The following is a 14,178-nucleotide window of genomic DNA, read 5'->3' on the forward strand; positions in this document are numbered from 1 at the left end:
GACGTATGCCGTCAGTCCTCGACCGCGCCCGTCGCGAGGTCGTCGGCCGGGCCCGAGAGGATCTGGCCGAAGAGGACGACGATCCAGAGCAGGAACGTCACGACGTGGACGGCCGTGCACCACAGGCAGATCGCGTGGATGCGGTAGAGCTCGGCCCACACGAGGTAGAGCGCCATGCCGAGGCCGATGGTGAGCCAGGCGAGGCGGACGGCGTCGAGCCACGGCTCGGGACGCCGCCAGACCGACGGCAGGCACAAGCCGAGGGTCACGACGAAGAAGACGAGACCGAGCAGCGCCACGGGCACACCCATGAAGGTGCTCCACGCGCTCGTCGTCACCTTGGCGCAGTCGACGACGCCGCCGATGCTGCAGGCGAGGGTCGCGTTGGCGGTGAAGTGCTCGAACGTCAGGTAGACCGAGACGACGAGCCCGACGACGGCGAGACCGGCCGACACCGGGGCGAGCCACCCGGGCCGGACCCGGCCCGCACGGACCGGGGCACCGTCGACCGTCGTCACGTCGTCACGCTGCGGGCTCACGCCGACGTCACCGCTTGAGCAGCACGGAGGCGGAGGCCACGCCCTGGCTCGTGCAGACGTTGGCGGGCTGGCCCTTGGTCTGGTCGCAGATCTGGGCGGTGATCATGTTGATGGCCGGCGTCACGGTCTTGCCGATGTCGGACGTCGGGTCCTGGATGCCGGCGATGATCTGGTCGTAGGTCTTGCCCTCGAAGGCGTTGGCGTCGACCGTCGCGCCGTCGGTGGCGTGGGTGCCGCCGTACGTGATCCACGGGATGCCGCCGCCGGGGTTGAACTTCTGGAAGAGCGCGAGGTTCTCGCCCTCGAGGGGCTGTAGCGGCTGCTTGTTGCGGTCCTGGGTCTCGACGGCCTCGAACGCCACGACGTCGCTGGTGTACTTCGCGTCCTTGAAGGAGAACGTCGGGGTGTTCGGGTGGACGTCGTCGCTCGAGCTCGTCGTCTCGGTGACACCGGTGAAGGTGCCGAAACGGGACAGCGCCCCGATGAGCGCCCAGCGCTCCATCGCACAGAACGGGCAGTACTCGGCGCCGATGTAGAGCACCTTCGGCTTGCCGTCCTGGGTCAGCGCCGTGCCGCCCTGGAGCTTGGCGGGGGCCTGCTCCGGCGTCGGCGCGGGAGCCTGGTCGAAGAGGGACGCCGGCAGCTTCTCGAGGGTGGCCAGGGCGGCCGCCCCGCCGCTGGCGGCAGGCGCGTCCTTGGGCCGGTTGGAGATGACGATCCCCAGGACGACCGCGATCACGACGACGACCACAGCGACCGAGGCGGCGATGACCTGCGTGCGCTGACGGTCCTTGCGGGCGGCCTCGGCGCGCAGCTGCGCTGCCCTGGCGGCCGTCTCGGCACGGTTGCTCTTCGCCACGAATCTTGTCCTTCGGTCGGTCCCGCTGCGGAGCCGCAGCGCTCGGGTGCGCGCCCTCGCCGGCAGTCACGGCGTACTACAGGGCGTAGTGGAGTTCGACAGCACTCTATCGAGCACCACCTGACCAGCGTCGGGCGGGCCGTCGGAGTTCCCCGAGCGTATGCCGGACGGTCGCCAGTGGCCGGATCGTGACCTTTCCGGGCGGGCGCGGCAGGGTCGGCAAACGACGGACGCCGCAGCCGGCGATCGGGAACACTAGGACCCACCGGAGCGGGCAAGGAGTCAGCGGGTGGGCCAGCGTTCACGAGTCGGGCAGGCCTGGTTCGCTGCTGCCACTGGCGTCGCGGCCCTCGTCACGGCGGCGTGCACCTCGACACCGCCCACGCTGCCGACACCCGCGCTCCCCACCTCGACCGGGTCGACCGTGTCATCCGGCGTCGTCACGCCCACCACGACCAGCGCACTCCCGCTGCCTGGCAAGAGCCACGACTGGATCGTCTACCAGCCGGCCCGTGAGGGGGGCCTGCGCATCGCCCGGACAGACACCGGTGGCAGCTACTTCCAGGTCGACGGCCCGTCCGGGGCGCTGACGAACCCCGACTGGTCGCCCGACGGCACGTGGATCGTCTTCCGGAGGGGCGTGGGGAATCGCTCGAGCGTGTGGCGCGCCGACGCCGACGGAGGGCAGGCCAGCTCTCTGCTGCCGTGCAGCGACCCGTGCCTCGTGATGGACGACCCGTCGTTCTCGCCCACCGGTGCACAGATCGCCTACGCGTCGATGGACACGGAGGGAGTGGGGACGCTCGAGACCGTCGAGCTCGCGACGGGCCGGCGCACCGTCATCGCCGCCCCGGCGCGCAACGACGTCTTCGCGCAGCCGAGGTACTCGCCCGACGGCAGGCGGCTCGTGACCGAGCTCGTCCACCGTGACGGAGGGCGGGACGTGTCACCCGTGACCGGCTCGAGCCTCGTCGTCGTCGACCTCGCGACGACGACCGTCGGCCCGCCGATGGCCGACCCGGCGCTCTTCGCCGAGCACTCGGACTGGGGAAGCAACGGGCTGATCCTCTTCGACCGCCGACTCGACCCGGCGTCCGAGGCGACCGACGTCTTCACGGTCAAGCCCGACGGGTCGGGCCTGACCCGGGTGACCCGGCTCGCCGACCGCGGGGGCAGCGCGGGGGAGCCCTCCTTCACGCCGGACGGGCACGTCCTCTTCACCGCTCAGACCTCCGCGACCGCAGAGTACGAGCTGTGGGTCACCGACCTCGCCGGCCGTCAGAGCCGGCCTGCCGTCCCGGGCGCGACCATCGCCGGGGTGCACGCCCGCATGGCCAGGGGTGCGTGACTCGCCCGGCCCTGACGGCCGTCCGGCAGGGACCCCGCCGGACGGCATACGTCAGCGGCGGCGCTGGCGGGCGATCTCGTAGAGGGTGACGCCCGTGGCGAGCCCGGCGTTGAGCGACTCGACGGCCGAGCTCATCGGGATCGACACGATCTGGTCGCACGTCTCGCGGACGAGGCGCGAGAGCCCCTTGCCCTCGGAGCCGGTGACGACGACGAGCGGCTCCGACGCGAGGGACAGGTCGGGCAGCTCGACGTCGCCGTCCATGTCGAGACCGAGGATGAAGAAGCCGGCCTTCTTGAACTCCTCGAGGGCGCGGGTCAGGTTGCTCGCGCGGGCCACGGGGATGCGGGCCGCCGCACCGGCCGACGTCTTCCACGCCGACGCGGTCATCCCGACCGATCGGCGCTCGGGCACGACGACCCCGTGACCTCCGAAGGCCGCCACGGAGCGCACGATGGCGCCGAGGTTGCGCGGGTCGGTGATGCCGTCGAGCGCCACGACGAGCGGGATGCCGGGCATCTCGGGGTCGATGAGGTCGTTCGGGTGGGCGTACTCGTAGGGCGGCACCTGCAGCGCCATGCCCTGGTGCACGCCGCCGTCGGTGAGGCGGTCGAGCTCCCCACGAGGCGTCTCGAGAATGGCGAGGCCGCGCTCGGTCGCGATCTTGAGCGCCTCGCGCACGCGGTCGTCGGTGTCGATGCGGGTGGCGAGGTACATCGTCGCCACGGGCACGTCGGCGCGCAGCGCCTCGACGACCGAGTTGCGGCCGTAGACCATCTCGCTCGAGGCCTTGCTGCGGCTCTTCGAGCGGGCCTGGCCGCGTCCGCCCGGTCCGGGCGCACCGGAGCCGGACCGCTTCGCCGCGGCCTTGGCGCGCTTGTGGGCGGGGTGGTACTCGCGCTCGGAGGCCTTGGGCGTGGGGCCCTTGCCCTCGAGTCCGCGGCGGCGCTGGCCGCCGGAGCCCACGGTCGCGCCCTTGCTGTTCTTGCGGATGGCGCCGCGCCGCTGGGAGTTGCCTGGCATGTCAGCCCTGTGCCTTCTCGGCCCGGGGGGCCGCGGTGGGGTGGTCGGTGGTGGTGTCGGTCGTGGTCTCGGCGTCGCCGCGCGCCGGGCGGGCGAGCGACCACTGGGCGCCGGACGGGGTGTCGGTGATCTCGATGCCGACCGCCGTGAGCGTGTCGCGGATCTCGTCGGCCCGCTCGAAGTCACGCTCCTGGCGGGCGACCTGGCGCGCGTCGAGCTGGGCCCGCACGAGAGCCTCGAGGGCGAGCTCGGCCGCGGCCTCCTCGCGACTGCCGCCGGAGCCCCAGTGGGCCGCGAGCGGGTTGATGCCGAGCACCTCGGTCATGGCGACGACGGCTCCGGCGGCCTCGAGGGCCGCCTCGTCGTCGTCCTCGTCGAGCGCGCTGTTGCCGGCGCGCACCGTGTCGTGCACGACGGCGAGCGCCCCGCTGACACCGAGGTCGTCGTCCATCGACGCGACGAAGGCGGTGGGGAGCGCATCGGCCGCCAGGGGCACGATCGTGCCGCGCCGCGCCGCGCGTTCGAGGAAGCCCTCGATGCGCTCGACCGCGGCGGCGGCCTCCTCGAGGGAGCCGGGGTGGTACTCGATCATCGAGCGGTAGTGCGCGGCGGTGAGGTAGTAGCGCAGCACGATCGGCCGCGTCTGCTCGAGCAGGTGGCGCACCTCGAGGGCGTTGCCGAGGGACTTGCCCATCTTCTGGCCCTTGACCGTGACCCACGCGTTGTGGAGCCAGTAGCGGGCGAAGCCGAGCCCTGCCGCGCGGGACTGCGCCTGCTCGTTCTCGTGGTGCGGGAAGCGCAGGTCGATGCCGCCGCCGTGGATGTCGAACTCGTCGCCGAGCCAGCGTCGGGCCATGGCCGAGCACTCGAGGTGCCAGCCCGGGCGGCCGGCGCCGAAGGGCGTCGGCCACGAGGCGCTCTCGGGCTCGTCGGACTTGTGGCCCTTCCACAGGGCGAAGTCGCGGGGGTCGCGCTTGCCGCGGGGGTCGGCGTCGTCGGCGCCCACCATGTCGTCGAGCGACTGGCCCGTCAGCGAGCCGTACTCGGGCCACGAGCGCACGTCGAAGTACACGTCGCCGCTGCCGTCGGGAGCGGCATACGCGTGGCCCTTCTCGACGAGCGTCTCCATGAGGGTCACCATGTCGGGCACGTGACCGGTCGCCCGCGGCTCGTAGGTGGCCGGCTCGACGCCGAGCGCGTCGAGCGCCTGCGAGGTGAGGCGCTCGTTGCGGTAGGTCAGGGCGAACCAGTCCTCACCGGCGTCGGCCGCCTTGCGCAGCACCTTGTCGTCGATGTCGGTGACGTTGCGCACGAGCGTGACGTCGTAGCCGTGACCGACCTCGAGCCAGCGACGCAGCACGTCGAAGGCGACGGCGAAACGGATGTGCCCGATGTGCGGCGCACCCTGCGTCGTGAGGCCACAGATGTACATGCCGACCTTGCCCGCCTCGCGCGGCGTGAAGTCGCGCAGCTCCCGGGTTGCGGTGTCGAACAGTCGTAGGCTCACCCGCCGAAGTCTATCGGCGCGTCGCCGCGTGCCCGACCATGGAGGCACGAGCACGTATGCCGTCCGGTGCCGTCCGGCCGGCCCACGATCGCGCCCTCCCCGGCGCCCCGCGGCTACGCTCGGGCCATGGCGCAACCGCGGCTCACGAGCTACGAGCGGCTCGACGGTTCCGAGGTGCGCGCCGTCATCAGCTATCTCGGCGAACGCATCGACACCTACCTGCCGCGCCACCCGGGCCTGCGGGCGGCCACCGAGGAGCTCGGCAAGGTCGTCGACGCCCTCCTCGACCGGCGTCGGCGCGCCCCTGCCCAGCGGGCCGGCCTGCTGTGGACCTCGAGGGCCCTCATCGTCGTCGTCCTGGCCGTGTCGCTCGTCGCGGTCGGGATCGCGGTGCGCGACGCGGTGGCCCGGGCCGGGTCCATCGCGGCCTTCGAGTGGCTGCCCGTCGTCGAGAGCCTCATCAACGACCTCGTCTTCGCGGGCATCGCGATCTGGTTCCTCCTCTCGCTCGCCGACCGGGTCGTGCGCAACGACCTCATCCGCCGGCTGCACCGGCTGCGCTCGCTCGCCCACATCATCGACATGCACCAGATGAGCAAGGACCCCGCGGCCCTGCTGCCCGACACCCGGCTCGGCACCGTGGCGGGCGACGAGGTCGTCAGCCCGCGCACGATGTCGGTGCGCGACTACGCCATCTACCTCGAGTACTGCTCCGAGCTGCTGTCGCTGACGTCGAAGGCCGCCGCCCTGTGCGCGGAGGAGTCGACCGACGCCCTCGTGCTCGACACCGTGAGCGAGATCGAGAACCTCACGACCGGCATGGGCCGCAAGATCTGGCAGAAGATCAGCCTGCTGCGCGACGCTCCCCGCGCCTGAGCGAGCGGAGAGGCCGAACCGAGCTGACGGCATACGCCAGCCGGCGTATGCCGTGTGGCCCGGCAGGCGGGTCAGTGCCCCCTGCGGATCCACTCCTCGACGTCCGGCTTCTCGTCACCGATGGTCGTGGCGCGGCCGTGCCCGGTGAGCACGACCGTCTCGGGTGGGAGCGCGAGCAGCCGGTGCCTGATCGACTCGACGATGGTCGGGAAGTCGGAGTAGGACCGACCCGTCGCGCCGGGGCCGCCCAGGAAGAGCGTGTCCCCGGTGAAGACGACGCCGAGGTCGCGGGCGTGGAAGCAGCAGGCTCCGGGCGCGTGGCCCGGGGTGTGCAGCACGAAGAGCTCGACGTCGCCGACCTGCACGACATCGCCGTCGGCGAGGTCCAGCGTCGGGGCGAGGTCGGGGTGGCTCTGGTCCCACAGCACGCGGTCGTCGGGGTGGAGCGCGACCTTCGCCCCGGGGTGGGCGGCGAGCAGCTCGGGCACGACCGTGACGTGGTCGTCGTGCGCGTGCGTCAGCAGGACGTGGGTCAGGCGACGGTCACCGACGAGCTCGAGGATCGGGCCGGCGTCGTGCGGGGCGTCGACGACGACGCACTGGGTGTCGTCGCCGACCACCCAGACGTTGTTCTCGACCTCCCACGTGCCGCCGTCGAGGCTGAAGGTGCCCTCGGTCGTCGTGTGGTCGATGCGGACGCCGCCCTGCGAGGGCCTGACCCGGTCGCCAGCCGCGTCGGCGCTCACAGCTCGACCACCGATCGCAGGACCTCACCGGCGTGCATCTTGTCGAACGCCGCCTCGATGTCTCCGAGGCCGATCCGCTCGGAGACGAACGCGTCGAGGTCGAAACGGCCCTGCTTGTAGAGGTCGACGAGCATCGGGAAGTCCCGGCTCGGGAGGCAGTCGCCGTACCAGCTCGACTTGAGGCTGCCACCCCGGCCGAAGATCTCGATCATCGGCAGGGTGACCTGCTGGTCGGGCGTCGGCACGCCGACGAGGACGACGGTGCCGGCGAGGTCTCGCGCGTAGAACGCCTGCTCGTAGGTCTCGGGGCGTCCGACCGCCTCGACGACGACGTCGGCGCCGTTGCCGTCGGTGAGACCGCGGATCGCCTCGACGGCGTCGGTGTGCGTGCTGTTGACGGTGTGCGTCGCGCCGAAGTGCTTGGCCTGCTCGAGCTTCGCGTCGCTGACGTCGACGGCGATGATCGTCGTCGCTCCGGCCACCTTGGCACCGGCGATGGCGGCGTTGCCGACCCCGCCGCAGCCGATGACGGCGACCGAGTCGCCCCGGGTCACGCCACCGGTGTTGACGGCCGCACCGAAGCCGGCCATGACGCCGCAGCCGAGCAGGCCCACGGCGGCGGCGTCGGCCTCGGGCACCTTGGTGCACTGGCCGGCCGCGACGAGGGTCTTCTCGACGAAGGCGCCGATGCCGAGCGCGGGCGTCAGCTCGGTGCCGTCGGTCAGCGTCATCTTCTGCGTCGCGTTGTGGGTGTTGAAGCAGTACCAGGGCTTGCCCTTGGCGCAGGCCCGGCACTGGCCGCACACGGCACGCCAGTTGAGGATGACGAAGTCGCCGGGGGCGACGTCGGTGACACCCTCGCCGACGGCCTCGACGTAGCCGGCTGCCTCGTGGCCGAGCAGGAAGGGGTAGTCGTCGTTGATGCCGCCCTCGCGGTAGTGCAGGTCGGTGTGGCACACCCCGCAGGACTCGATCTTGACGACCGCCTCACCCGGACCGGGGTCCGGCACGACGACGTCGACGACCTCGACGTCGGCCCCCTTGCTGCGGCTGATGACACCCTTGACGGTCTGCGGCATGTTGGCTCCCTCGGCGTGCGTCCCTGCGGTCACCCTCGATCCTGACAGACGCCGCCCCCGCTCCCCGCGGGCGGCCTCCCATCCCCTCGAGTGAGCGCCCAGTCCCACACGAGTGAGCGCGTGGTCCCACACGAGTGAGCGCGTGGTCCCACACGAGTGAGCGCGTAGCCACACACGAGTGAGCGCGTGGTCCCACACGAGTGAGCGCCCGGTCACAGCGGGCGGGTACGCCTGTAGCCCGTCGGTGCGGGGCGCTCACTCGACTGGGGCGGAGCGCTCACTCGACTGGGGCGGAGCGCTCACTCGACGGGGAGGGTGGGGACGACGAGGGCGGTGGCGACGGCGGCGACCCCCTCGCCCCGACCGGTGAGGCCGAGGCCGTCGGTCGTCGTGCCGCTGACCGAGACCGGCGCGCCGGCCGCAGCGGAGAGAGCCGTCTCGGCCTCGACACGGCGGGTGCCGACCTTGGGCCGGTTGCCGACGACCTGGACGGCGATGTTGCCGATCTCGTAGCCGGCCGCGCGGGCCAGCCTCGCTGCCTCGGCGAGCAGGGTGACGCCCGAGGCTCCGGCGAGCTCGGGACGCGAGGTGCCGAAGTGCGCGCCGAGGTCACCGATCCCGGCCGCCGAGAAGATCGCGTCGCAGGCAGCGTGGGCCGCGACGTCCGCGTCCGAGTGGCCGTCGAGACCCCGCTCCCCCGGCCAGTGCAGCCCGGCCACCCACAGCTCGCGGTCGGAGCCCTCGGGGGCGTATGCGTGGACGTCGACGCCCACCCCGACGCGCGGGATCGACGTCATCAGGCGTCCTTCCAGTCGATCGGGCCGCGGTGGATCTTGTGCGGGGCGGCCTGCGCGACCGGCTTGACGACCATCGTGTCGATGTTGACGTGCTGCGGCAGCCCGACGACGAATCCGACGCACTCCGCGACGTCGTCGGCCACGAGTGGACGGTCGACGCCGTCGTACACCTTGTCGGCCGCGGCCCGGTCGCCGTGGAGACGAGTCAGCGAGAACTCCTCGGTGTGCACCATGCCGGGCCGGATGTCGACGACGCGGATGTTCTCGCCGTTGAGCTCGAGCCGCAGGGTCTCGGAGACGACGGACGTGCCGTGCTTGGCCGCGACGTAGCCCGCGCCGCCCTCGTAGACGCGCTCACCGGCGATCGAGCTGATGTCGACGATCGTGGCGCGGGAGGAGCGCCGCAGGAGCGGCAGCACGGCCTGGGTGACGCGCAGGGTCCCCACGACGTTCGTGGCGAACATCCGCTCCCACTCCTCGGGGTCACCGTCCTCGACGCGGGTCACCCCGAGCGCGCCGCCGGCGTTGTTGACGACGACGTCGCACCGGCCGAGCGACGCGACGCCCTCGTCCACCGACGCCGGGTCGGTGACGTCCATGACGAGCGCCAGGGCGCTGCCGCCGGCGCCCTCGATGGCGGCCACGACGTCGGCGAGCTTCTCGCGGCGACGGCCGGCGACGACGACCTCGAAGCCGTCGCGCGACAACCGCCGTGCGATCGCCGCGCCGATGCCGGTGCCGCCCCCGGTGATGAGCGCGAGAGGTCGGGTCTGGTCAGCCGTCTGGTCCGTCACGCTGCCGAGGATAGGCGCTGCGCGGGTCGATGTATCGGCGTGGTCCATAGGCCGCGGGGACACATCGAACCGGGTGGGGTCAGGGGGTCTCGGTGAGGAGGCGGGTAGCGGTCTCGAGGTCGGACCGGGTCGTCACCTTGAGGGCGCGGGGGTCGCCCTCGACGACAAGGACCCGCTCCCCCAGCCGCTCGACGAGCCCGGCGTCGTCGGTGGCGTCGCTCGACACGGCGTGGGCACGCTCGAGGACGTCACGGCGGAAGCCCTGGGGCGTCTGCACCGCCCGGAGGCCCGAGCGAGCGGGGGTGCCCACGACGTAGCCCTCGCCGTCGACCTGCTTGATCGTGTCGACGACCGCGGTGCCGGGCACGACGGCCACGGCCCCGGCCGTGACGGCGTCGACCACACGGTCGAAGACCTCGACCGGGGTCAGGCACCGGGCGGCGTCGTGGACGAGGACGATGTCGATGTCGTCGCCGAGCACCCGCAGACCGGCAGCGACGGAGTCGCCCCGCTCGGCCCCGCCCGGCACGACGGTCACGGTCGCCCCGGACCCGAGCTCACGGCATACGCCATCGGTGAGCTCCTCGGCCTGGGCTCGGTGGGTGTCGGGGACGACGAGGACGACCTGGGCGACCGCGGCGCACGACAGGACCTCCCGCAGGGCGTGCCCGAGCAGGGGCACCCCGGCGAGGGGCACGAACGCCTTGGGAAGACCTGCCCCCAGACGCGAGCCGGAGCCGGCCGCGACGACGATGACGCCGACGCGACCGGCTCCGGTCTCGTTGTTCAGTGTGCTGCCCTGATCAGGAAGCGAGGACCTCGTCGAGGATGGTCTCTGCCTTCTCCTCGTTCGTCTTCTCCGCGAGCGCGAGCTCGGAGACGAGGATCTGGCGGGCCTTGGCGAGCATGCGCTTCTCGCCGGCTGACAGACCGCGGTCCTGGTCACGACGCCACAGGTCACGCACGACCTCGGCGACCTTGATGACGTCACCCGACGCGAGCTTCTCGAGGTTCGCCTTGTAGCGACGCGACCAGTTGGTCGGCTCCTCGGTGTGCGGCGTGCGGAGCACCTCGAAAACGCGGTCGAGGCCTTCCTTGCCGACGACGTCGCGGACACCCACGAGGTCGCAGTTCTCGGCGGGGACCTCGATCGTCAGGTCACCTTGGGCGACCTTGAGCTTGAGGTAGAGCTTGTCCTCTCCCTTGATCGTGCGTGTGTTGATCTCTTCGATGAGTGCAGCCCCGTGGTGGGGGTACACGACCGTCTCGCCGACCTTGAAAACCATCTGCTGTTTTCCCCTTTCGCGACCTCCAGATTATCACGAAGCTGTGCACATCGCGATCTCAGGATCTGGCATCTGTGCAGGTCAGAGCCACAGTCGAGGCCCGGGACGCGATTTGTGACGTCTTGACAGAACGCCGTTCGGCATGCTTCGCGGGAGTCCTTCGGGGACGGTTCAGCGCGCCCGAGACCTCCGTCGACGGCCTGTCATCAGCGCGTCGGAGCCGCGGCCGACGTCGGCTCGGGGGCCCCGCCGAGCCGTGACGGCGGGTGCACGGGTCCGACGAGTCGCACGCCGGTAGGCTGTCGCCCGTGAAGCGTCGATACCCCGCCCTGACCCCCGCGCGTCGCCCGTCCACCCGCCGGGTGTCGTCGGTGCTCGCCGGTGTCGCCCTCGCCGTCGTGACGACCGGTTGCCAGGTCAACTCGCCCGTCCAGACCAACACCCCGTACGTGCCGGCCGACGGCGTCCCCGCCGACGTGGGCCAGCTCGCCGTGCGCGACCTCGCGCTCGTCGGTGACGGCACCGGGACGGTCGTGATCTCCGGCTCGGCCATCAACCTCGGCGAGCAGGACATGACGGTCCAGATCGCTCCTCAGGCCGACCCCAACGCGACGAGCGCCCCCACCGGCTCGGAGGTGCAGCTCGGCCCGCGCGAGCAGGTGAACCTCGCCGGCAAGGGTCTGCAGCTGACCGACGTCAAGACCAAGCCGGGCGGTCTCGTCCCCGTCACCATCACGTCGAGCACCGGCGGCACCACCGTCGTCAAGGTGCCCGTGCTCACGGCGAGCGGCTACTACGCCACGGTGACGCCGGCACCCACGGGAAGCTGAGCCCCGCCGATCGGGGACCGCTCCCCGTTCGTCAATGCGCAGCAGAAGGGCCACGTCTCGTCGCGAGACGTGGCCCTTCTGCTGCACTCACGGGCGCGAGGCCAGCCGGGCGCCGTGCCCTGGGCACCCGTCGGCTCAGCCGGCCTCGAACTTGTAGCCGAGCCCACGCACGGTGACGATGTGCACGGGGTTGGCCGGGTCGGGCTCGATCTTCGCGCGCAGGCGCTTGACGTGGACGTCGAGCGTCTTCGTGTCGCCGACGTAGTCGCTGCCCCAGACCCGGTCGATGAGCTGCATGCGGGTCAGGACCCGACCGGAGTTGCGCAGCAGCATCTCGAGCAGCTCGAACTCCTTGAGCGGCAGGGACGCGGACCGCCCCTGGACGCTCACGGTGTGGCGCTCGACGTCCATACGGACCGGTCCCGACTCGAGGGTCGAGGGCAGCAGGTCCTCCGGCTCGGCGAGGCGACGCAGCACGGCCTTGACGCGCGCGAGCAGCTCACGGCTCGAGTAGGGCTTGGTGACGTAGTCGTCGGCACCGATCTCGAGGCCGACGACCTTGTCGATCTCGCTGTCCTTGGCGGTCAGCATGATGACCGGCACCGAGGATCGCTGGCGGAGCGCACGGCACACGTCGACACCAGAGAGGCCGGGCAGCATGAGGTCGAGCAGGACGAGGTCGGCGCCGTTCTTGTCGAACTCGGCCAGGCCGTCGGGCCCGGTCTCGGCCACGGCGACGTCGTAGCCCTCCTTCTTCAACAGGTAGGACAGCGGGTCGGAGAACGACACCTCGTCCTCGACGATGAGAATGCGACTCACTACGGGCCTCTCGTGGTCGGGCAGCGTGGGACTGGTGCGCTGCTCGGGCAGTGGGGACGTGACTAGGCGTTGACGGACGGGGTCGGGCCGGAGCCGCGGGACGGCTCGGCCTCGGGCGCGGCGTGCCGCTCGGCGTCGACGGGGACCTCGGCCGCGACCTCGGTCGTGGCGTCGGTCGTGGCGTCGGTCGTGGCCTCGGACGTGGCCTCGGACGGGACGTCGGGCTCGGACGGCGGGAGGGCGGCATACGTCGTCGGATCGGCCGGCGCGATCGCTGCGGAGGCGTTGGCGGCGGGCAGCTCGATGGTGAACGTCGACCCTCGCCCCGGCTCGGACCACACCGACACGTTGCCCCCGTGGTTGTCGGCGACGTGCTTGACGATGGCCAGGCCGAGCCCGGTGCCGCCGGTGGCCCTCGACCGGGCCGTGTCGACGCGGTAGAAGCGCTCGAAGATGCGCTGCTGCTCGTCGGGAGCGATGCCGAGGCCCTGGTCGGTGACGGAGACGTCGATGACACCGGGGCGACCTCGACGCACCATGACGCCGACGCGGGTGCCGCCGTCGGAGTAGGCGATGGCGTTGCCGACGAGGTTGCTGATGGCGGTGGTCACGAGCTCGGCGTCACCCCACACCTCACAGCCATCGTCGATGGCCGTCACGATCTCGATGCGGTGCTCGTCGGCGATGAGGCGGCTGCGGTCGGCGGCGTCGCGCGCGCACGCCCCGACGTCGATGACCGTCGGGTCCTTGATGACGTCGGCGCCCTGGAGGCGCGAGAGCTCGACGATCTCCTTGACGAGGCGCGTCAGCCGCTCGGACTCGACGCTGATCCGCTTGGCGAAGCGGGCGACCGCCTCCGGGTCGTCGTGCGCGTCGAGCACGGCCTCGGCGAGCAGCGAGATGCCGCCGACGGGGGTCTTGAGCTCGTGGCTGACGTTGGCGAGGAAGTCGCGGCGGATCTCCTCGACGCGGGCCGCCTTGGAGCGGTCCTCGACGAGGAGGAGCACGTGGTCGGCGCCGAGGGGTGCGACCCGGGCCGCGACGACGAGACGGCCGTCGCCGATGCCCTTCTGCAGGGTCAGCTCGGCCTCGCGGATGACACCGTCGCGGCGTACGGCGCGGGCGAGGTGGAGCAGCTCCGGGTGGACGAGCTCCTGGCCGCGCACCAGGCCCTGGGCGACGGCGGCGGGTGAGTTGTTGACGACCCGGTCGGAGGAGTCGACGAGGATGCCGCTCGAGCGGAGCACCGCGATGACCTCGCCGACGCCGGGGGGCAGCGGCGCGGCGGGCGGCAGGGGCATCTCGGCCGCCGCCGAGCGGTCCGACAGGCGCACGGCGACCATCGCCACGCCGCCCAGGGCGAGGCCGGCGATTCCACCGAGCGTTGCCGCTGTCGTCGGGTCCACGCCACTCAGCGTACGCATCACCGCGACAGACTCGGACCACGCGGGACACGCTCGTGCGCACGGCGAACCCACTGTTCACCTTCGCGTCCCCACCCATTCACGAAGCCCTGCCAACCTCTGCACCAGCGGGGGACGTGCCACCGCGAACGTATGCCGTCCCGCGCGCGTCGCGAGTGGCAGGCTGGCTCCCGACACGGCGGCGCCGCACGGCACCCCGGTGCGGACGGCAACGCACGACCACGCACGACCACGCACGACCGGCAACTGAC

15 protein-coding genes are annotated in these 14,178 nt (G+C 71.9%); 3 read left to right on the forward strand and 12 right to left on the reverse strand.

Going from position 1 to position 14,178, the window contains the following annotated elements:
- Positions 1–11: 11 nt before the first annotated feature.
- Positions 12–539, reverse strand: a complete 528-nt coding sequence (locus H283_RS0122030; protein WP_020145697.1) for a vitamin K epoxide reductase family protein — start codon at positions 537–539, stop codon at positions 12–14.
- Between the two features lie 7 nt (positions 540–546).
- Complete coding sequence (locus tag H283_RS0122035) at positions 547–1,398, reverse strand: DUF929 family protein (protein WP_020145698.1); 852 nt, start codon at positions 1,396–1,398, stop codon at positions 547–549.
- Positions 1,399–1,687: 289 nt separating this feature from the next.
- On the opposite strand from H283_RS0122035, the gene H283_RS0122040 reads away from it, so the two are divergent.
- Positions 1,688–2,746: a PD40 domain-containing protein gene (locus H283_RS0122040; RefSeq protein WP_020145699.1), complete on the forward strand. Its 1,059-nt coding sequence runs from the start codon at positions 1,688–1,690 to the stop codon at positions 2,744–2,746.
- Positions 2,747–2,797: 51 nt separating this feature from the next.
- Here H283_RS0122040 and rlmB read toward each other — a convergent pair whose 3' ends face one another.
- Positions 2,798–3,769: a 23S rRNA (guanosine(2251)-2'-O)-methyltransferase RlmB gene (gene rlmB, locus H283_RS0122045; RefSeq protein ID WP_020145700.1), complete on the reverse strand. Its 972-nt coding sequence runs from the start codon at positions 3,767–3,769 to the stop codon at positions 2,798–2,800.
- A 1-nt stretch (position 3,770) separates the two neighbouring features.
- On the reverse strand, positions 3,771–5,276 hold the full coding sequence (gene cysS / locus H283_RS0122050; protein ID WP_020145701.1) for a cysteine--tRNA ligase: 1,506 nt from the start codon (positions 5,274–5,276) through the stop codon (positions 3,771–3,773).
- A gap of 126 nt (positions 5,277–5,402) precedes the next feature.
- On the opposite strand from cysS, the gene H283_RS0122055 reads away from it, so the two are divergent.
- Positions 5,403–6,152, forward strand: coding sequence for a hypothetical protein (locus H283_RS0122055; RefSeq protein ID WP_028785826.1), 750 nt, complete (start codon positions 5,403–5,405; stop codon positions 6,150–6,152).
- A 71-nt stretch (positions 6,153–6,223) separates the two neighbouring features.
- Here H283_RS0122055 and H283_RS0122060 read toward each other — a convergent pair whose 3' ends face one another.
- The 6 genes from H283_RS0122060 to H283_RS0122085 all read right to left on the reverse strand — a co-directional run bounded on the left by H283_RS0122060 (position 6,224) and on the right by H283_RS0122085 (position 10,854).
- Positions 6,224–6,898, reverse strand: a complete 675-nt coding sequence (locus H283_RS0122060; protein WP_020145703.1) for an MBL fold metallo-hydrolase — start codon at positions 6,896–6,898, stop codon at positions 6,224–6,226.
- Positions 6,895–7,977 (reverse strand): S-(hydroxymethyl)mycothiol dehydrogenase, encoded by a 1,083-nt coding sequence (locus H283_RS0122065; protein WP_028785828.1) that lies wholly within the window; start codon positions 7,975–7,977, stop codon positions 6,895–6,897. Before H283_RS0122065 ends, H283_RS0122060 begins: the two co-directional genes overlap by 4 nt.
- Positions 7,978–8,276: 299 nt before the next feature.
- On the reverse strand, positions 8,277–8,774 hold the full coding sequence (gene ispF, locus H283_RS0122070) for a 2-C-methyl-D-erythritol 2,4-cyclodiphosphate synthase (RefSeq protein ID WP_020145705.1): 498 nt from the start codon (positions 8,772–8,774) through the stop codon (positions 8,277–8,279).
- Complete coding sequence (locus H283_RS0122075) at positions 8,774–9,568, reverse strand: SDR family oxidoreductase (RefSeq protein ID WP_020145706.1); 795 nt, start codon at positions 9,566–9,568, stop codon at positions 8,774–8,776. Before H283_RS0122075 ends, ispF begins: the two co-directional genes overlap by 1 nt.
- 79 nt (positions 9,569–9,647) lie before the next feature.
- Positions 9,648–10,322 (reverse strand): 2-C-methyl-D-erythritol 4-phosphate cytidylyltransferase, encoded by a 675-nt coding sequence (gene ispD, locus H283_RS0122080; protein WP_369791905.1) that lies wholly within the window; start codon positions 10,320–10,322, stop codon positions 9,648–9,650.
- 49 nt (positions 10,323–10,371) lie between these two features.
- On the reverse strand, positions 10,372–10,854 hold the full coding sequence (locus tag H283_RS0122085; RefSeq protein ID WP_020145708.1) for a CarD family transcriptional regulator: 483 nt from the start codon (positions 10,852–10,854) through the stop codon (positions 10,372–10,374).
- Between the two features lie 308 nt (positions 10,855–11,162).
- Between H283_RS0122085 and H283_RS0122090 the strand changes: the two genes are divergently transcribed.
- Positions 11,163–11,684 (forward strand): hypothetical protein, encoded by a 522-nt coding sequence (locus H283_RS0122090; protein ID WP_020145709.1) that lies wholly within the window; start codon positions 11,163–11,165, stop codon positions 11,682–11,684.
- A 135-nt stretch (positions 11,685–11,819) separates the two neighbouring features.
- On the opposite strand, the gene H283_RS0122095 is transcribed toward H283_RS0122090, so the two are convergent.
- Entirely contained in the window at positions 11,820–12,503 is a 684-nt protein-coding gene (locus H283_RS0122095; RefSeq protein WP_020145710.1) for a response regulator transcription factor, read from the reverse strand.
- A gap of 62 nt (positions 12,504–12,565) precedes the next feature.
- On the reverse strand, positions 12,566–13,909 hold the full coding sequence (locus H283_RS0122100; RefSeq protein ID WP_020145711.1) for a cell wall metabolism sensor histidine kinase WalK: 1,344 nt from the start codon (positions 13,907–13,909) through the stop codon (positions 12,566–12,568).
- Positions 13,910–14,178: the final 269 nt, after the last annotated feature.

This window comes from Terracoccus sp. 273MFTsu3.1, assembly GCF_000383675.1.
Lineage (GTDB): Bacteria > Actinomycetota > Actinomycetes > Actinomycetales > Dermatophilaceae > Terrabacter.

Coding starts and splice junctions, on each gene's coding strand:
- H283_RS0122085 (WP_020145708.1), bottom strand. CDS start 10,854: ATGGTTTTCAAGGTCGGCGAGACGGTCGTGTACCCCCACCACGGGGCT.
- rlmB (WP_020145700.1), bottom strand. CDS start 3,769: ATGCCAGGCAACTCCCAGCGGCGCGGCGCCATCCGCAAGAACAGCAAG.
- ispF (WP_020145705.1), bottom strand. CDS start 8,774: ATGACGTCGATCCCGCGCGTCGGGGTGGGCGTCGACGTCCACGCATAC.
- H283_RS0122065 (WP_028785828.1), bottom strand. CDS start 7,977: ATGCCGCAGACCGTCAAGGGTGTCATCAGCCGCAGCAAGGGGGCCGAC.
- H283_RS0122055 (WP_028785826.1), top strand. CDS start 5,403: ATGGCGCAACCGCGGCTCACGAGCTACGAGCGGCTCGACGGTTCCGAG.